Origin of the sequence: Sphingobium sp. Z007 (assembly GCF_900013425.1) — a bacterium.
GTDB lineage: Bacteria > Pseudomonadota > Alphaproteobacteria > Sphingomonadales > Sphingomonadaceae > Sphingobium.
Window position 1 is genome coordinate 1,988,571 of the sequence record NZ_FBXK01000005.1, and the last position, 18,129, is coordinate 2,006,699.

At 64.9% G+C, this 18,129-nt stretch carries 18 protein-coding genes; 7 read left to right on the forward strand and 11 right to left on the reverse strand.

Features of this window, described 5'->3' with window-relative positions:
• Positions 1 to 161 precede the first annotated feature (161 nt).
• Both CEQ44_RS17625 and ptsP read right to left on the reverse strand, forming a co-directional pair.
• Positions 162 to 1,100: a helix-turn-helix domain-containing protein gene (locus CEQ44_RS17625; protein WP_088185462.1), complete on the reverse strand. Its 939-nt coding sequence runs from the start codon at positions 1,098 to 1,100 to the stop codon at positions 162 to 164.
• Between the two features lie 74 nt (positions 1,101 to 1,174).
• Positions 1,175 to 3,448 carry a phosphoenolpyruvate--protein phosphotransferase gene (gene ptsP, locus CEQ44_RS17630; RefSeq protein WP_088185463.1) on the reverse strand — a complete coding sequence of 758 codons (2,274 nt, stop codon included), beginning with the start codon at positions 3,446 to 3,448 and terminating at the stop codon, positions 1,175 to 1,177.
• Positions 3,449 to 3,608: 160 nt separating this feature from the next.
• Between ptsP and CEQ44_RS17635 the strand changes: the two genes are divergently transcribed.
• From CEQ44_RS17635 to CEQ44_RS17645, 3 genes are all read left to right on the forward strand, one after another.
• On the forward strand, positions 3,609 to 4,766 hold the full coding sequence (locus CEQ44_RS17635) for a pyridoxal phosphate-dependent aminotransferase (protein WP_088185464.1): 1,158 nt from the start codon (positions 3,609 to 3,611) through the stop codon (positions 4,764 to 4,766).
• A 123-nt stretch (positions 4,767 to 4,889) separates the two neighbouring features.
• On the forward strand, positions 4,890 to 6,056 hold the full coding sequence (locus tag CEQ44_RS17640; protein WP_088185465.1) for a pyridoxal phosphate-dependent aminotransferase: 1,167 nt from the start codon (positions 4,890 to 4,892) through the stop codon (positions 6,054 to 6,056).
• A gap of 347 nt (positions 6,057 to 6,403) precedes the next feature.
• Complete coding sequence (locus CEQ44_RS17645) at positions 6,404 to 7,675, forward strand: oligogalacturonate lyase family protein (RefSeq protein ID WP_373438200.1); 1,272 nt, start codon at positions 6,404 to 6,406, stop codon at positions 7,673 to 7,675.
• Between the two features lie 22 nt (positions 7,676 to 7,697).
• Here CEQ44_RS17645 and CEQ44_RS17650 read toward each other — a convergent pair whose 3' ends face one another.
• From CEQ44_RS17650 to CEQ44_RS17665, 4 genes are read right to left on the reverse strand one after another with little or no spacing between them, the layout of a single operon-like run.
• A complete protein-coding gene (locus CEQ44_RS17650) occupies positions 7,698 to 8,177 on the reverse strand; it encodes an SRPBCC domain-containing protein (protein WP_088185466.1) in 480 nt (159 codons plus the stop codon).
• Complete coding sequence (locus tag CEQ44_RS17655; protein ID WP_088185467.1) at positions 8,174 to 8,665, reverse strand: VOC family protein; 492 nt, start codon at positions 8,663 to 8,665, stop codon at positions 8,174 to 8,176. Before CEQ44_RS17655 ends, CEQ44_RS17650 begins: the two co-directional genes overlap by 4 nt.
• The gene (locus CEQ44_RS17660) at positions 8,665 to 9,465 is read right to left on the reverse strand and encodes a VOC family protein (RefSeq protein WP_088185468.1); all 801 of its coding nucleotides are present in this window, start codon (positions 9,463 to 9,465) and stop codon (positions 8,665 to 8,667) included. Before CEQ44_RS17660 ends, CEQ44_RS17655 begins: the two co-directional genes overlap by 1 nt.
• A 26-nt stretch (positions 9,466 to 9,491) precedes the next feature.
• On the reverse strand, positions 9,492 to 9,854 hold the full coding sequence (locus tag CEQ44_RS17665; RefSeq protein WP_088185469.1) for a DUF1428 domain-containing protein: 363 nt from the start codon (positions 9,852 to 9,854) through the stop codon (positions 9,492 to 9,494).
• 129 nt (positions 9,855 to 9,983) lie between these two features.
• Between CEQ44_RS17665 and CEQ44_RS17670 the strand changes: the two genes are divergently transcribed.
• Positions 9,984 to 10,655 (forward strand): helix-turn-helix domain-containing protein, encoded by a 672-nt coding sequence (locus CEQ44_RS17670; protein WP_088185470.1) that lies wholly within the window; start codon positions 9,984 to 9,986, stop codon positions 10,653 to 10,655.
• Here the strand turns inward: CEQ44_RS17670 and CEQ44_RS17675 are convergent.
• A complete protein-coding gene (locus tag CEQ44_RS17675) occupies positions 10,642 to 11,379 on the reverse strand; it encodes an SDR family oxidoreductase (RefSeq protein WP_088185471.1) in 738 nt (245 codons plus the stop codon). The genes CEQ44_RS17670 and CEQ44_RS17675 overlap by 14 nt on opposite strands.
• Positions 11,380 to 11,478: 99 nt before the next feature.
• Between CEQ44_RS17675 and CEQ44_RS17680 the strand changes: the two genes are divergently transcribed.
• Complete coding sequence (locus CEQ44_RS17680) at positions 11,479 to 11,913, forward strand: helix-turn-helix domain-containing protein (protein ID WP_088185472.1); 435 nt, start codon at positions 11,479 to 11,481, stop codon at positions 11,911 to 11,913.
• A gap of 104 nt (positions 11,914 to 12,017) precedes the next feature.
• Here the strand turns inward: CEQ44_RS17680 and CEQ44_RS17685 are convergent, their stop codons facing one another.
• From CEQ44_RS17685 to CEQ44_RS17695, 3 genes are all read right to left on the reverse strand, one after another.
• Positions 12,018 to 12,905 (reverse strand): hypothetical protein, encoded by an 888-nt coding sequence (locus tag CEQ44_RS17685; protein ID WP_088185473.1) that lies wholly within the window; start codon positions 12,903 to 12,905, stop codon positions 12,018 to 12,020.
• An 86-nt stretch (positions 12,906 to 12,991) separates the two neighbouring features.
• The gene (locus tag CEQ44_RS17690; RefSeq protein ID WP_088185474.1) at positions 12,992 to 14,005 is read right to left on the reverse strand and encodes a nitronate monooxygenase family protein; all 1,014 of its coding nucleotides are present in this window, start codon (positions 14,003 to 14,005) and stop codon (positions 12,992 to 12,994) included.
• 277 nt (positions 14,006 to 14,282) lie between these two features.
• Positions 14,283 to 15,548 (reverse strand): aspartate kinase, encoded by a 1,266-nt coding sequence (locus CEQ44_RS17695; RefSeq protein ID WP_088185475.1) that lies wholly within the window; start codon positions 15,546 to 15,548, stop codon positions 14,283 to 14,285.
• A 208-nt stretch (positions 15,549 to 15,756) separates the two neighbouring features.
• Here CEQ44_RS17695 and ubiG point away from each other — a divergent pair, with 208 nt between their 5' ends.
• Both ubiG and CEQ44_RS17705 read left to right on the forward strand, forming a co-directional pair.
• The gene (ubiG, locus tag CEQ44_RS17700) at positions 15,757 to 16,494 is read left to right on the forward strand and encodes a bifunctional 2-polyprenyl-6-hydroxyphenol methylase/3-demethylubiquinol 3-O-methyltransferase UbiG (protein WP_088185476.1); all 738 of its coding nucleotides are present in this window, start codon (positions 15,757 to 15,759) and stop codon (positions 16,492 to 16,494) included.
• A gap of 32 nt (positions 16,495 to 16,526) precedes the next feature.
• A complete protein-coding gene (locus CEQ44_RS17705) occupies positions 16,527 to 17,285 on the forward strand; it encodes a hypothetical protein (RefSeq protein ID WP_088185477.1) in 759 nt (252 codons plus the stop codon).
• Here CEQ44_RS17705 and CEQ44_RS17710 read toward each other — a convergent pair.
• Entirely contained in the window at positions 17,282 to 18,091 is an 810-nt protein-coding gene (locus CEQ44_RS17710) for a DUF1206 domain-containing protein (protein ID WP_176400417.1), read from the reverse strand. The two genes, CEQ44_RS17705 and CEQ44_RS17710, sit on opposite strands and share 4 nt — an antisense overlap.
• Between the last annotated feature and the right edge of the window lie 38 nt (positions 18,092 to 18,129).

The following is an 18,129-nucleotide window of genomic DNA, read 5'->3' on the forward strand; positions in this document are numbered from 1 at the left end:
ACTAGAATCTAAAGACGTCCAGTGGTCCGAAACTATTCTGACATTCGAGCGCGACTTGGCTTCAAACGGTATCGAATGTCAGAATCGGACCACTGGCTTAACCATAAGCCGTTATTTCGCGCGGTAAAGCGCGACGTCGCCTGCAATCCCGGCAGCGCGCGTCAGGGCTGCGGAGCGGCGGCGCTGTCGCCAGCAGGCGCAACGGGCGCGGGCGCTGTCGGCGCGCTTCCCTCAACGGACGCTGGCGCGCTCCGCCGTTGCGCGGGGCGCGCGGGCGACGCGGATGCACCCGATGCCGGCGTGGCCGTGGTAGCCGCGGGGGCTGCGCCGCGCGCCAGCAGCGCCTCTGCGCTGACCGGCACGTCGGCAATGGTGCGATCGGCCGCGCCAAGGGGTGGTATCGGCTTGCCGCCTACCGTCACGCTCAGCGCCTGGGGGCGGCCTGTCAATATGGTCGGTCCCTTCGCGCCGGCGGGCAAAGTGAAGATTTCGCCTTTCTTCAAAATGCCGTCCTTCAACCGTTCGCCAGCCTCGTCGACGATACGCAGCCAGACATCGTCGATGGCGGTGAATACCACCGGCTGGGCGGCGGGCGCGACCGGCGCAGCGCCGGCGGGGCGGGCGACGGCGGGTGCGGCCTGCTCCTGCGCGATCTCCTCGCCCGTCGGCGGGGTCAACAACTGCGTGCGCCAGATCGTGAAGCCCGCGATCAACAGCACGACGATCAGCGCAGCGGTCCAGGCCAGCGTGCGCGATGGCACTCGCGCCGGATCGACCGGCTCGAACGCTTCATACCGCGCGCCCATGTCGCTATTATGGACGCCATGGCGCACCTGCGCCGCGATCTCCACCTCATCCAGATTGACCGCGCGGGCATAGGCGCGGGCGAAACCGACGGCGTAGGGAATACCGGGCAACGCCGCATAATCGTCGCGCTCCACCGCCTCCAGCTGACGCTGGGCGATACGCGTGCGGGTAGCGACATCCTGTATCGAAAGGCCCTGCGCCTCCCGCGCGACGCGCAGCTTGGCGCCGGGGGTTGAAGGCTGCGCTTCCGGCGCATTCTCTACGCCGGTTTCGAATTCGGGTTCGTCTGCCATGCTGCTCCGCGACCTGCTTTGATCGGCCTTGTCTCATTGCGGGACGGGCGTTGTCAACGCCGCGTCCGCCCATTTCAGCTCAGTTCGATGTTCCGTTCGACCGCCCATTGCGTCAGCCGCCCGCGAATGTCGATGACCCCGCCGTTCAGCAGTTCGCGCATCAGCGTTCGCAGTTCCTCCGCATCGATCGCGCGGATCATCGCCTTGACCGGGCCGACCGAGGCCGGAGTAATCGACAGCCGCCGCACGCCCAGCCCAATGAGCGCCATCGCCTCCAACGTGCGGCCGCCCATTTCGCCGCACACGCCGACCGGCACATGATATTCGCCGCAGGTCCTCACCACCCGGTCCAGGAAGCGCAGGATGGCGATGCTCAACCAGTCATAGCGTTCGGCCAGCTTGGGATGGGCGCGATCGGCGGCGAACAGGAACTGGGTCAAATCGTTGGTGCCGATCGACAGGAAATCCAGCTTGGGCAGCAATATATCCAGCACCTCGGCCAGCGCCGGCACCTCCAGCATCGCGCCATAGCGCACCGCGATCGGCAACTTCTTCTTGCGCGCCAGCAACCATTCGCGCTGATGTTCGACCAGAGCGCGCGCTTCCTCATATTCCCACGGCTCCGACACCATCGGGAACATGACGTGCAGCACCTTACCTGCCGCCGCCTCCAGCAACGCGCGCGCCTGCGCCTTCATCAAAGCATCACGATCCAGCGCCAGCCGCAGCGCGCGCCAGCCCATCGCCGGATTATCCTCATGCTCGTCATCGTCCCGCTGCATATAGGGCAGCGCCTTGTCGCCGCCGATATCGACCGTGCGAAAGATGACGGGCCGGTCGCCCGCGGCGTCCAGCACATCCTTGTAAAGCCGCTGCTGCTTTTCGCGCTGCGGCAGCGTCGCCGACACCAGGAACTGAAACTCTGTGCGAAACAGGCCGATACCGTCCGCACCCACCATGTCCAGCGCCTGCGCATCCTCGCGCAGGCCGGCATTGACCATCAACTCGACCCGCTGCCCGTCCGCCGTCACCGACGGCAGGTCGCGCATCGCGACAAACTCTGCTCGCCGCTTCTGCGTCACGTGCAGCTTGTTCTCGAACGCCTCCTCCATGTCGGCGGTCGGGCGGATCAGCAGCGCATTGGCGTTAACGTCCATCAGGATGAGGTCGCCCTCATTCACCAGATGGCGAATGTCGCGCACCCGGCCCAGCACCGGCACGCCCATGGCGCGCGCGACGATGGTGACATGGGCGGTCAGCGACCCTTCCTCCAGGATCACGCCCTTCAACCGCCGCCGGTCATATTCCAGCAATTCCGCCGGGCCCAGATTGCGCGCGATCAGGATGGCGTCCTGCCGCAGCCCCATCTGCGCCGCCGTGCCCAATTGCCCCGATACGATCCGCAGCAGCCGGTTGGCCAGATCCTCCAGGTCGTGCATCCGGTCGGACAGCAGCGGATCGTCGATCTGCCGCATCCGCATCCGGGTGCGCTGCTGCACCCGCTCGATCGCCGCTTCGGCGGTCAGGCCGCTGTCGATCGCCTCGTTGATGCGCCGCGTCCAGCCTTCGTCATAGGCGAACATCTTGTACGTTTCGAGCACCTCCTGATGCTCGCCCTCCATGCCGAATTCCGCCGCGCCGGTCATCCGGTCGATCTGCTCGCGCATCTTGGCGAAGGCGGAAATGACGCGCGCCCGCTCCGCCTCGGTATCCTCCGCCACCGTATGTTCGATATGGACGCGCGGCTGATGAAACACGACATGCCCCCGCGCCATGCCCATCACCAGTTGCAACCCGTGCAGCAGCGTCGTGCCCGTGTCGGTCACGCGCAATTCGGCTTGGCCGTCATCGGCCAGCTCGGCATTGGCGATCAGTTCGGACAGCACCATCGCGACGGTCTGGAGCGCCTCGATCTCTACTTCCTCATATTTGCGCGGATCGGCATGCTGCACGCACAGCACGCCGATCGCCCGCTCGCGCCGCACGATCGGCACGCCGGCAAAGCTGTGGAAGAGTTCCTCGCCGGTTTCGGGGCGATAGGAAAAGTCGGGATGCGACGCCGCCTCGTCCAGGTTCAGCGTCTCGACATTGGTGGCGATCAGGCCGACCAGCCCCTCCCCCATCGCCATGCGTGTCACATGCACCGCTTCCTGCTTCAAACCGCGGGTCGCAAACAGCTCCAGCACGCCTTCGCGCACCAGATAGATGGAACAGACTTCGCTCGACAGCGACTCGCCGATAATCTCCACAACCTTGTTCAGCTTCGCCTGCGCGCTGTTGCGCGCAGCCATCACCTCCTGCAGGCGAATGAGGATCTGGCGGGCGGCGGCTGCGGGTGTGCTGGGCATAATATTGCGCTATCAGATTGACGCCCGGCTTTCCAAGGCGTTTCGGTTCCCTGCGTCGGCAATAATGTTCGACAGGACGTATTTGCATGGCGGAAACATTCTGTACAATCGTCCAGCAAGTGAAGAGTCCTTCAATGGGCTTGCAGGGAGAACAGGGATCATGGCGACGCAATTTGAACCGGCAGTGGAACAGGATCTGATCGATCGCGGCTATTCGCGCCGCCAACTGGCGAAGGTCGCCGCCCTTCTCGGCGCGGGTGCCGCCGCCATCCGCGTGACCGGCGCAGGCGCGCAGCAGGCGGCCAAGCCCGTCGCGGGCGCGGTGCGCATCGGCGCCAACGAATGTTGGACCGGCCCCTTCCCCGTCGCCGCCAAGGCCGCCTTCAAACTGGTGGAGGAAGGCAACCGCTACGAACCGGACAATGAACATCAGAAATTGTTCGATGCCGTCGCGGCGGTCGAAGGCATACCCGCCGACCGCATCGTCGCGTGGCCCGGCTCGTCCGACCCGTTGAGCCGCGTCGCCATCGCCTACGCCTCGCCCACGCGCAGCATCGTCACCGCCGACCCCACCTATGAAGCGATCTGGCGCACCGGCGACTGGATCGGCGCGAAGGTGACGAAGGTGCCACTGACCAGTGATTACCGCCATGACGTCAAGGCGATGCTGGCGGCGGACCCCAATGCGGGCGTCTATTATATCTGTTCGCCCAACAACCCGACCGGCACCGTCACGCCGATCGCCGACATCGAATGGCTGGCCAACAACAAGCCCAAGGATTCGATCCTGGTGGTGGATGAAGCCTATATCCACTGGGTCGACGGACCCAATGCCGCCAAACTCGCCGCCACCCGCGACGACGTGCTGATCCTGCGGACCTTCTCCAAATTGTTCGGCATGGCTGGCATGCGCCTGGGCCTTACCTTCGCCAGTCCCACGCTGATGGAAAAGATGATGCGCTATGACGGCGGCCAGGTGACCGGCATGTTGCCGATGACCGCCGTCGCCTGCGGCACCGCTTCGGTCGGCGAAGCCGCGCTCATCAAGGCGCGCCGCGCCGAAATGGTCGCCGCCCGCGAAAAGTCGGTCAGCCATTTGAAGGCCAAGGGGATCAAGGTCATCCCCGGCAGCCAGGCGAACATGTTCATGATCGACTGGGGCAAGCCGGCCAAGGACATGCAGGCCGCCCTGCTCGCCGCCAATGTGCAGATCGGTCGCAGCTGGCCCATCTGGCCCAACGTCTCGCGCGTGTCGGTCGGCTCGATGGCCGAAATGGAAGCCTTCAACGCGGCGATCGACAAGGTTTGGAAGGCCTAGTCGTCTCAGCGCTGGCAAACGCATAAAAATTGCGAAAATACGGGGCGGCGCATTGTGGAAATGCGCCGCCCTTTCGTTTTCCCTCATGAGATTTGAAACCGAAATCAGACGGGGACGGACGACATGACCATGATGCTGACCAAAGACGCCAAGGACGATATGATCGAGCGCGGCTATTCGCGCCGCCAACTGGGTGAAGTCGCCGCGCTGCTCGGCGCCGGCGTCGCCGCCAGCTCGCTGCTGGGCGGCGCGGCCCACGCGCAGCAACAGGCCGGACGCGGCGTCAAGGGCGCGGTGCGCATCGGCGCCAACGAATGCTGGACCGGCCCTTTCCCTTCGGGCGTTCAGGCCGCCGCCGAAGCCGCTTCGTTCGGCAACTGGTATGATCCCGACAATTATAAGGGCGACCTTATCAAGACCGTCGCCACGGTCGAAGGCATCCCCGAAGCGCAGGTCATGCCTTGGCCAGGGTCAGGCGGCCCGCTAGTCAGCATCGTGGCGGCCTATTGCTCGCCGACCAAGGGTCTGGTCACCGCGGACCCGACCTTCGAATCGGCCTGGCGCACCGCCGATTACATGAAGGCCCCTATCGCCAAGGCGCCCCAGGCGATCGGCAAGGGCCATGACGTAAAAGCGATGCTGGCCGCCAATCCCAATGCGGGCCTCTATTATATCTGCACGCCCAACAACCCGACCGGCACGATCACGCCGCTGGCCGACATCAAGTGGCTGCTGGACAACAAGCCCGCCGACGCCATGCTGCTGGTGGACGAAGCCTATCTCCACTTCTCGGAAGCCCCCAGCGCCGCCACGCTGATCGGCACCCGCAAGGACATCATCGTCATGCGGACCTTCTCGAAGCTGTTCGGCATGGCCGGCGTGCGCCTTGGCCTGACCTTCGCCGATCCCGAAGTGCAAAAGCGCATCTCGCTGTTCGGCCCGTCGGCCGGGGGCCTGGCCATCACCGCCATGCACTGCGGCAATGCGGTCTATAAGGAAGCCGCCCTCATCAAGGCGCGCCGCGCCGAAATGATCGCCAATCGGGAAGAAACCATCGCATGGCTGGCCAAGAAGGGCCTCGACGTCCATCCCGGCAGCCAGGCGAACATGTTCATGGTCGATTGGAAGAAGCCGGCCAAGGAGATGCAGGCCGCCCTGCTCGCCGCCCCGGAAAAGGTGCAGATCGGCCGCAGCTGGGCGATCTGGCCCACCGTCTCGCGCGTGACCGTGGGTTCCGCCGACGACATGGCCAAGTTCCGCGCCGCCGTGGACAAGGTCTATAAGGCATAAAGCGCTTCCCATAGCGTCACGAAGGAAAGGGCGTCCGTTCAACCGGGCGCCCTTTTTTGGTAGCTGGATGACGCAAATGGGTGGTTTCCTGCTATACCCTTCCCGCAAGCGGGAGGGGCAGCGAGACTTACGCGCGAAGCGTGTTAGTCGCAGCGGGGTGGGCCTACGCCCCCTTGGGCACGCCCACCCCCTAGCCCCCTCCCGCAAGCGGGAGGGGGAACAAGGTACTCTGCAAGTGGTCAAGAGCCGCCCCCTCTCGACCGTCGACAGCAACAAAAAGGAAGCGAGCGTTGCTCACCGTCCCTCTATCCGTTACCATGTTCCATAAAATGGATCATGGAGACTGGATGCGGCGCAAGACAAAAGTGATCGGATGGGCGTTGCTGCCGTTGCTGCTCGCCGCCGCCCCGCCAAAACCCGCCACCTGGATCGACCCCACCACCGGCCATCGCATCGTGCGCGTGGACGACCGTCCCGGCAATTATGGCCTCTATTTCAACTACAACCCCTTCACCCCCGACGGGAAGCGGATGATCTATCTGATGCCGGAGGGTATCCGCGTCGCCGACACCGGCAACTGGACCACCCGCCTCGTCCTGAAGGAAAAGATCGACCGTCTCCTCTTTGTGGGCAATCGCGCCCCGGTCGCCTATTACAGCACCAGCCCCATCGGCAACGAAGCCGCCTCCACCATCTGGTCGGTCGATCTCGACACCGGCAAGCGCCGCCGCGTCGCCGACCTGCCCGGCGGCCGCATCGCCTCGATCAATGCCGACGACACGCTGCTCGCGGGCCATCGCGAACTGGAGCCGCCCCCCGCCGCCATCGCCGCGCAGGGCAATCGCGATCCCAAAAACGGCGCCCCCACCTATGCCGCCAATGGCCCGGACGGAAAGCCGCTGCCCTTCGCGGTCGCCAAGGAACAATGGATGGCGCGGCGCCTGGCCGCAGGCGTGCCGATGGAAATCTTCACGATCGACATCGCCACCGGCGAACGCAAAACCGTCACCCAGTCGAAGGACTGGCTCAACCACGTCCTCTTTTCGCCCTCCGACCCGACCCTGCTGATGTATTGCCACGAAGGCCCCTGGCAGAAGGTCGATCGCATCTGGACCATCCGCACCGATGGCAGCGCGAAGACGAAAGTGCATCAGCGCACATTCCAGGGCGAAATCGCCGGCCATGAATATTGGGCGCCCGACGGTCGCACCATCTGGTACGACCTGATCCAACCCATGGGCGTGCGCTGGCTGGCCAGCCATGACGTGGTGAGCGGCACCCGCCGCTGGTATGCGCTGCGCCCCGGCCAGGGCAGCTATCATTATAGCAGTTCACCCGACGGCCGGGCCTTCGCGGGCGACGGCAATGACGAGGGCAAATATATCAGCCTGTTCCACCCCCGCGCAGACACCAACCCGCGCGCCCGCGACACGCTGGACGGAGACAAGCTGATCGCGGCGGGCGATCTGGTAACCGAACGCCTCGCCGATCTATCGAAACAGGATTATACCCTCGAACCCAACCAGCATTTTACCCCCGACGGCAAATGGCTGGTTTACCGCGCCAATGTGGAGGGCAAGCCCGCCATCTATGCGGTGGAAGTGGCGAAGGCGCCGTAACCTCGAAACGAACGGAGGTTTTTTAAGCGCTCGCCGCCGACGTCTCGCATAGCGCCTTGAACTGCGCCATCATCTGGTCCCAGCCCGGATGAAAGCCCATGGCCTCATGCCGCACCTTCGCTTCCGCATCCCAGTGGCGCGCGGTCGCCGTAAAGCGCGTGCCGCCGTCACCGTCCACATCCTCGTCGGCAAGGTCCCACACCGCCGTTATGAACGGCGTTTGCGGCACCCATCCCACGGCGTAGGCGTCGGTCGTCACGACCCGCTCGCCCGGCACCACCTCCAGGAATACGCCTTCCATCGGCCCCGTCTCCTCGCCGTCGGGGCCGAACATCTGCACCGCGCTGCGCCCGCCGGGCCGCATATCCTCCTCGATCACCTCGGCGCGCCAGGGCTTGGGGCAGAACCATTCGTCCTTCAGGTCGGTCCACACCTTCCAGCAAATCGCACGCGGCGCGGCGATATGGCAGGTGACGGACAGGTCATGGCGCTCGTCATTCACGATGTCTCTCCGTCAAAGGCCGCCTGCATCGCGGCGGTGTCCAGCTTCTGCATCGTCATCATCGCCGCCATCATGCGGGCGATCGCCGCCCTGTCGTCGCTATGATAATTGGCCAATATCCCGCGCGTCACCAATTGCCAGGACAGGCCATATTTGTCCGTCACCCATCCGCACGGCCCGGCCTTCCCGCCGTCGCCGGTCAGCCTGTCGAAATAGCGATCCAGTTCCACCTGGTCTGCGCACGCGACCGACAGCGATATCGCCTCGTCAAAGGTGAATTGCGGCCCGCCGTTCAGCGCCTGATAGCTTTGCCCGAACAGGGTGAACTCCACCAGCAGCACGCTGCCGCCCGCCATCGGGGAAGGCGACAGATTCTCGTCGGGATAGTAGCTCACATGATCGACCGACCCGCCGAAGACCGCCGCATAATAATGTGCCGCCGCCTCGGCCTGGCCGTCGAACCAGAGGCAGGGGGAAATCTTGCTCATCACGCCCCACCCTTGCCGCCGACCAAGGCAAACATCGCGCCCTGCGGATCGCTGGCCTGGATAATCCAGCCGCCGCCCGGCACTTCCTGTGGCCCGTTCAGCACCGTGCCGCCCCCGGCCGTCACCCGCTCCACCGCCGCGTCGATATCGCCGACGGTGAAGTAGAAGAGCCAGGCCGGAACCGGCATGTCCTTGAGGACCGGCATGATCCCGCCCGTCATGGCGGCGAAGTCCGTGCCCCCGGTCTGCGACACCAGCTGGTAACTGCCCATCGGCCCCATATCCATCGCGTCGCCCTGGGTCCAACCGAACTGGCCGGTATAGAAGGCCAGATCCTTGTCATAGTCCCCGGCGTAAAGCTCATGCCAGCCGACATGGCCCGGTGCCATCGGCGGAGCGGCCTCCATGCCTTCGGGACTGGAACCTTTGAGCAGCATGAAGATCGCTCCGCCCGGATCGCTCATCACCGCAAAACGGCCGACACCGGGAATGTCTTCGGGCGGGCGCTTCACGGTGCCGCCCGCCGCGCTCAGCCGCGCGGCGTCCGCATCCACATCGGCCGACCCGATATGGCCGCCCCACCAGGGCGTCATGCCGCAGTCCCTGGCCTCCGCCGGGATCGCCATCACGCCGCCCAATGGCCCGGCGCTGCCAGCCACTACATGATAGGGATCATCGATCCGCTCGCCGCCAAAAAGCTGCGATGTCCACCCCACGACATTGCCATAGAAAGCCAGCGCCGCCTGCGGATCGCTGGTCATCAATTCATACCAGAAGAATTTGCCGGTCATATCGGTCATGGTCTTCCTCCTGCATGGGTGCGCCCTTAGGCCTTGGCGTCCAACAAAACCTCGAACCCGCCATAGATCAGCCGCGCGCCGATGAACGGCATGTCCTCGCCCTCCTTGGGCTGCATGCGTTCATCTTTCATGACCTTCTCGGCCCCGGCGTCACGGGTCGCCTTGTCGGGCCATTCGATCCAGGAAAAGACGACCTCCTCATCCTCCTCGGCAATCACCGCGGTACGAAAGTCGTTGGTCTTGCCCAGCTTGATGTCATTGCCCCAACATTCCACTACGCGGGTCGCGCCATGTTCGATGAAGATCGGCGCGGCATAGGCGGCGACCTCCCGATAGCGTTCCTTATTACCCTTGGGCACCGGGATCACGAAACCGTCCATATAGGCCATCGTCTCTCTCCTCTTCACGTCGATTACGCTGCCGTGGCGGCGCACTGTCTCTGTCGAAGGCGACTCGTCGCTTGCACTTTGTGCGCCGCGCAATTACCTATTACAACAATTAAGTTAGAAAAGATAACCATGAGCCAGAAACGTGCCTATCAGGACGGATGCGCCGTCGCCCATGCCCTAGACATCATCGGCGATCGCTGGGCGATGCCGATCATGCGCGAATTGATGCTCGGCCCCAAGCGCTTCACGGATCTGCGCGCCGGCCTGCCCGGAATCAGCGCCAATGTGCTGACGCAAAGGCTGGAGGATCTGGAAGCGGCCAGCATCCTGATCCGCCGCCGCCTGCCCCCGCCCGCCGCCAGCCAGATTTACGAGCTGACCGACTGGGGCCGCGAATCGGAAATTCTCTTTCAGGTGCTGGGCCGCTGGGCCTGCCGATCGCCCACGATGGAGCCGGGCAAGCCGATGAGCCAGGTGTCGGTGATCCTGTCGATGCGCACGATGATCGACCGCAGCCGCATCGGCCCCATGGACGCGACGATTGGCTTTCGTTTCGGCGAGGAGGAGTTTCGCGCCACATTCAAAGACGGCGATTGCCGGATCGATCGCGGCGCGGCGGCGGGCGCGGATGCGATCATCAGCGGCGACCAGAATGCGCTGGTCGCGGTGCTCTATGGCGGCGCGCGCTATGCCGACATGGCGGGTGCCCTGAACGTGGAGGGGGACCAGGCGCTGGCCGACCGCTTCGCTACCCTCTTCCCCCTCCCGCCCAAGGCGCCCTCCACCGTCAATGCTGGTTGAGCATCGCAAACACCTGCTCAAAGTCTCCGCGCTCGGTCGCTTCGCTCAGAAACTTCACCCGCTCGACATGAATTTCCGCCAGTGCCGGTTCCTGCCGCAGCAGCGCCATCGTCTCGGCGATGAAGTCGGCCAGTGGCATCATCTGGTCATTCTCCGCATGGCCGGGCATCAGGTCGGTCTGCACGCCCGGCGGCACGATCTCGATCACCTCCACGCTGGTCGCCTTCAACTGCTCGCGCAGCCCCAGCGACCAGCTATGGATCGCCGCCTTGGTCGCGCTGTAGGTCGGCGTCGCCGCCAGCGGTACGAAGGCCAGGCCCGACGACACCGTCAGGATCGTCGATGCCGCCTGCGCCTCCAGATGCGGCAGCAGGGCGTGCGCCAGCCGGATCGGCCCCAGCAGATTGGTCGCGATCGTCGCCTCCGCAATGGCTAGGTCGATCTTCTCCTCCGCCACCATGATCCCGGCGTTGAGCAGCACCGCGTTCAGGGCCGGAAAGTCCGTGACCAGCCTGTCCGCGAACGCCGCGATCCCTGCCGCATCCTCCATGTCCAGGACCATCGCAGCCATGCCGGGATGCTCGGCCACGACCGCATCCAGCGCCGCCTGCCGCCGCCCGGCGATGATCACCTGATTGCCGGCCGCATGAAACTCATGCGCCCACGCCGCGCCAAAGCCCGAACCGCCGCCGGTGATGAGGATGGTGTTCCCTGTCGATTGCATGTGTCAGTTCCTTTCAATTGGCTTGAAAGGCAATTTAGACCTATGCTCTCTTTTGGAAAGTAGGCACCGCAAAGTGCTGTAGTCACCCGAAGGTAAGAAATGGCAAATCCGCTCCAAACCCGCTTCCACGCCGACGATATTGCGCAGGCGGAACAGTATCTGGCCACCGAACCACCCACCGAACTCGACCCGCGGGTGGAGCGGCTCGTCAACGACCTGATCGGCCGCATCGCCGACAAATGGACGCTACTGGTGCTGGAACTGCCGGAGGAAAAAGGCACGCTGCGCTTCACCGAAATCGGCCGGCAGGTGGACGGCATCAGCCAGAAGATGCTGACCCAGACGCTGCGCCAGATGGAGCGCGACGGCCTGCTTACCCGTACCGTCCATCCGGTCGTGCCGCCGCGCGTAGATTATGCGCTGACCCCGCTCGGCAACAGCCTCAGCGCCGCCTTTTGCGGCGTGTGGGTGTGGGCCGAACGCCATCTCGACACGGTCGAAGCCGCGCGCGCCACCTTCGACGCGCGCGCCTGAGAGTCTCTGAATTGCAAAGCTGCGCTACTGTTCCCCGGCCTTCGCCGGGGAACAGTCGGGTCAAGGCCTATCAAACCAAAGACAAGAACGGCGAAGGCCGCCGACTATTCCCCCGTCGTTGGCAGCGGCTGCACCACCAGTTTAGGCTGGCTGTTATCCGGCAGGGTCCGGGTCGGCGCGGGCGGCCCCGACAGAGGCGCTGACCGTGCTGCACCCGGCGTCGCGCTCATGTCGGACGGCGGCGGCGTCGCCTCCAGCGCGCTCTTGTAGCTGGGCGTCCATCCCTTGGGCGGCGCTTCGCCCGGCGGGATCGGCGGCGGCGGCAAGGGCGTTGGCGACACCACGACCGTCACCGTCGCGCCGAAACGCGACTGCCATTCGGCCAGCCGCCGCAGATAGTCGGCATAGGCCGCATAAAATTCCTGGAACGGCTTTTCCAGTTCCGCCAAAAGTGCCGGCGCAGCCTCCAGCAACTGGCCCGACGGCATCGCCAGCATCTTCGCGCCGACCGTGACCGCGACCGGGCAAAAACTCTTGATGACCGGCGGCAGCGCAAAGAAGTTATAGACGACCGTGTTCAGCCGCTCGCGCGACGCCATCCCCGAACTGCCATAAGCCACGCTATAATTACGATCGACCGCGGCATTGGCGCCGTTCAACGCCGCCTTATGCACCGCCAGCAACTGGTTATACTGGTTGCGCGCGGCCGGGCCATATTTGTCGCAGTTAAGCGCCGCGACGTTCAACCCCATGCGCAGGTGCCACAGGGCCGTGTTGGACGTGACGCCGCGATTGGCGGTCAGATATTTGCCGTCCGTCGCCTGTTCGGGGATGCTCATCCCCTCGACCGCGTTCGCCGGCGGCATGGGCTTTATCGTGGGCACCACCGGCGGCGGCGGGGCCGGCGGCGGTGGCGGGGGCGGCGTCGAACAGGCCGCCAGCACGGCCAGCGACGCAAGGGAAAGACGGCCAAGACGGCGCGATGACAACATCAAATTCTCCGATGGGACTATGTGCCGGTCATGCCGTGCATTCTGTGCGGAGGAAATATGCCTAACGCTCGGTTCGCCGCAAGCCTTTAGGCGACTCGCCGCTCCAGCGCCGCGGCGGCCTGATCCAGCAGCTGCGCAATGATGTCCGCGACCGGCTCTTCCCTGGTCACCATGCCGACCGACTGGCCCGCCATCAGCGACCCGCCCTCGACATCGCCGTCGATCACCGCGCGGCGCAGCGCACCCGCCCAATAATGTTCGATCTGCAACTGCGCCTCCATCATGTCCACCGCGCCTTCGTCCAGCAGGTTGGCGACTTCGCGCTGCTTGGCGGTGAAATTCTCCATCCCCGCATTTTTCAGCGACCGCACCGGGATCACCGGCAGGCGCGGGTCGATCTGCACGCTGGCGATCGCATCGCGCGCCGACGCGCGGAAGAAGGCCTTCTTGAAATTGGGGTGGGCGATGCTCTCGGTCGCGCAGGCAAAGCGGGTGCCCAGTTGCACGCCCGCCGCGCCCATTTCCAGATAGGCGGCGATCGCCTCGCCCCGGCCGATCCCGCCCGCGACGAAGACCGGAACCTGCTCCGCCATCTCCGGCAAAATCTCCTGCGCCAACACGCTGGTCGACACCGGGCCGATATGACCGCCCGCCTCCATGCCTTCGACCACCAGCGCATCGACGCCCGACCGCACCAGCTTCTTGGCCAGGCTCAACGCGGGGGCAAAGCAGATCAGCTTCGCACCCTTCTGCTTGATCGCCTCGATGCTGCCCTTGGGCGGCAGGCCACCGGCCAGCACGATATGGCTGACCTCATGCTTGGCGCACACGTCGATCAGGTCGAACAGCTGCGGATGCATGGTGATGAGGTTCACGCCGAACGGCTTGTCGGTCAGCGCCTTGGTCGCCGCGATTTCCTTGTCGAGCAGTTCGGGCGTCATCGCCCCGCAGGCGATCACGCCAAAGCCCCCGGCGTTGGAGATTGCCGACACCAGGTTGCGCTCGCTGACCCAACTCATCGCCCCGCACAGGATCGCGCTCTCGCACCCGAAAAACGCAGCGCCGCGCGCCATCAGGGAATTGAGCTTAGCGTGGGTCATAAATTAGCCTCTAGAATCACAAACCATCCCCCACCGAAAAGGCGGGAGATGGATTCCCGCCTTCGCGGGAATGACAGTCGAAGTAAAGAGCAACACTGGCATAGCCGATATTCGGCTCAGGCCGAGGCGAGCCGAAGGCCACCGTGAGGTGAAATGTCGCTTTTCGAGAACCTTGGGCCGAGTCACGTGCCTCGGCCCGACGCAGCGTGCTTAACGCACGTGAGCACCGGAAGCGCAGAAAAGTGGTATTTGCAGCCCGGCCTCAGCCGAATAGCGGTTATGCCACCGGCGCATCCAGGCCGTAAGCGGTATGCAACACCCGCACCGCCAGTTCCGTCTCATCCTCGTCGATCAGCACCGAAACCTTGATCTCGCTGGTGGAGATCGCCTCGATGTTGATGCCGCGTTCGGCCAGCGTCTTGAACATGGTCGCCGCGACGCCCGCATGGCTCCGCATACCCACACCCACGACGCTGATCTTGGCGACTTCGGTGTCGGTGATGATCCGGCGGAAGCCGATCGCATCCTTGTTCGCTTCCAATATATCGACGCTGCGGGCCAGGTCCGCGCGCGGGACAGTGAAGGTGACGTCGGTCTCTTCGGTATCCTTGCTGTCATTCTGGATAATCATGTCAACGTTGATCGCCGCATCGGCCAGCGGCACGAAGATGTTGGCGACCGCGCCCGGCTTGTCGGGCACGCGGGTCACGATGATCTTCGCCTCATTCTTGTCATGGGCGATGCCGGTGATGAGCTGACGTTCCATCTTGTCTTCCTTGAGCTTGGCTTCCAGTTCCACGTCGCTGACGATCAGCGTGCCGGGCAGGTCGTCCTGGGTGGGATCGTCGAAGGACGACAGCACCTGCACCACGACGCCCTCCTTCATGGCGAGGCCCACCGATCGCGTCTGCAGCACCTTGGCCCCGACCGACGCCAGTTCCAGCATTTCCTCATAGGTGACGAGGTCGAGCTTGCGCGCGCGCGCAACGATCCGCGGGTCCGTCGTATAGACGCCGTCGACGTCGGTATAGATGTCGCAGCGATCCGCCTTGATCGCGGCGGCCACCGCGACCGCCGACGTGTCCGACCCGCCCCGGCCCAGCGTCGATACCCGGCCGTCGGCCATCATGCCCTGGAAACCGGGGATCACCGCGACCGTGCCCGAACGCATCGACGCCAGCAGGTCCAGCGTATCGATATCGCTCACCCGCGCCTTGGCATGGGCCTCGATCGTGCGGATCGGCAATTGCCAGCCCAGCCAACTGCGCGCATCAACGTCCATGGCCTTAAGCGTCATCGCCAGCAACCCGCTTGTGATCTGCTCACCCGCGGCGACCACGACATCATATTCGGCCGGATCATAGAGCGCGGAGGCTTCCTTGCAGAAACCGACCAGCCGGTCCGTCTCGCCCGCCATGGCGGATACCACAACGGCGACTTCATGGCCCTGGCTCACGACATGCTTCACGCGCGCCGCCACATTGCGAATCCGCTCCATCCCCGCCATGGAGGTGCCGCCGAATTTCATCACGATGCGCGCCATGTCTGTGTCGAACCCGTTCGTTGTTGCGAAAGAAAATGTCCCAAAAGGGCCAAACGGCGCTCCTATTAGCAGCCGCGGCGCAGATGGCAAGCAATCGCGGGACCGTCCTTGGGTCAGGTGGCTTTGCCCGCCTGCAACAGCCTGCTATCAGGACATGAAATACGCCGCGTTCGTAGAGCCGGTGTAGAAACAGCCAAGGCAAGCGCCCATGACCGACACCGCCACCGCCACGATCGACCCTAAAGAAGCCGCCCATTTCGGCGAAATGGCGGCCGACTGGTGGAACCCTGATGGCTCCAGCGCGATGCTGCACAAGCTCAACCCCGTGCGCCTGCGCTACATCCGCGCCGCGATCGACCGGCGCTGGCCGGGCGACGCACACAGCTTTCGTCCCCTCGCCGGCAAGCGCGCGCTCGACGTCGGCTGCGGCGCGGGCCTGCTCGCCGAACCGCTCGCCCGGCTGGGCGCGACCGTCACCGGCCTCGACGCCGCGCCGGAAAATATCGCCGCGGCCCAGGCTCATGCCGCGCCCCAGGGCCTCGCCATCGACTATCGCGCCACGCCAGTCGAAACGATGGCCGACACCGGCTTCGACCTCGTCACCTCAATGGAAGTGATCGAGCATGTCGCCGATCCCGCCGCCTTCGTGCGTGCGCTGGCGGGCAAACTTGCCCCCGACGGTCTCATGATCCTGTCCACCCCCAATCGCACGCCTTTGTCCCGCCTCGCCATGATCACCATCGGCGAAAGCATCGGCGGCATCCCAAAGGGCACGCATGATTGGCACAAATTCATCACCCCCGACGAATTGACCGCCCTTCTCGAACAAGCGGGCCTTGCCGTCATCGACAGCAGCGGGCTGACGTTCGATCCGCGCACAGGCTTCACCCTGTCGGCCAACGACGCGATCAACTATCTCCTGACCGCGCGGCACCGGGACCGCTGATCGCTCCTCCTCTCGGACGGAATGGACCAACGATGCGACACCTGCCCCTCTGCGCGCTGCTCGCATCGCTGAGCGCCTGCGCGCCCTCCCCCGCCGATCAGCCCGCCGACACCGCGCAGGCACCCAAAAACATGCCCGTCTCCTCCACTTCCACCTGCCCCGACAAGGCCGCCCGGCTCCCCGGCACAGGCCTGTGCCCAACGGACGCCGCCGCGCTGCTCCCCGCCGACGACCGCCCCTCGCTGCCGGACGGCTGCGCCTGGTCGGTCAGCGAGACCGCCCTGCCCGGTGACACGTGGCTGCTCTATCGCGCCGCCCGCTGCGACGGAAAGACCGCCGCCCTCGCCTACGCCCCGGCCAAACCGCTCGCCCGCCTCGTCTATGCCCTATCCCCAATGGGTGGCGATCAGGCAAAGGGCGCGACTCTGGTCGTCTTCGCACCGGCCGACCGCCGCGATCCACAATCCACCATCCTGGCGCTCACCCGCGCCGCCATCACGGACCCCGCCGACGATCAGGGCTGCCATGTGCGCAAGGCCGACATTCCCGGCTGGCCCGCCGACGCCCTGGTGGTGGACATCCCGGCCGACGAAGCCGCAAAGATGCCGCAGGATGAAATCCGTGGCGCTTGCGGCCCGCTCGGCCTGGACCAGGGGTCGCAACTTTACTGGCGCATCAGCCAGGGCCATGTCTGGCATTTCGACCTTGGTCAGGAATTGCCGGAGATCGACCCCCGTTCGCTCACCCTCATCCGCAAGGACGCCAGCGGCGAATGGGCCGCTATTGCCTAAAGGAAACCGGGCTTCTTGACCCTGATCCGGCGATAGCGCGCTTCAATCAGGCTGAAGACTCCGAACAATGCCAGCCCGAACGCCACGATGCTCAGAATCGCCACTCCCTCCGACTGGGCACGCAATTGTTTCAGCGCCTCACCCAGCCCACCGGCACGATCAGCGTCATGGTTGGTGGCCGCCATGATGAGAAACCAGCCGATGATGGCGAAGATCAGAGCGCGCGCCGCATAGCCGCACCGCCCCACCCACCGCACATAGCGCGGCGCGGGCATCTGCCCGTCCAGTTCGTCGAACCGCGCCTTATACGCCTTGATCGCCTGCGCAGCGGCCACGGCAAAGAAGCCTATTCCCACCAGCGTCAGCATAAGCGCGCCGCCCGGCTGCGCCAGTAACCAGGCCGACCAGCTCTCCGCGCTCTGGTCGCCGGGACTGCCGCCCTGCGCCGCTGTCTGGCGAAGCGCCAGCCGCGCGGCCGCCATCGCCAACCCCAGATGGGTGATCCCGCTCACCGCATGGCCCGCGCGCGCAAACCGGCCTTTCATGTCACCGCTGCGATTTTCCGGGTCGGTGATCGCCTCCGTCAACCGCCAGATCGCATAGCCGACAAAGCCGACCGCACAAATCCCCAGCAGCACATGGCCCAAAGGCGCGGCGGCCAGCGTGCCAAGCGCGCCCTGATTATCTTTGAGCTGGCCGCCATTGACCGCCACGTCCAGCGCGAACCACCCGATCAGAATATAGACCAGCCCCCGCGCCGCGAACCCGACCCTGGCCAAAAGGGTCATCCTGTCGTCGTAAGTCATGTCGTACTCCCTGTCGCACGGCCAATGCGTCGCAAGGA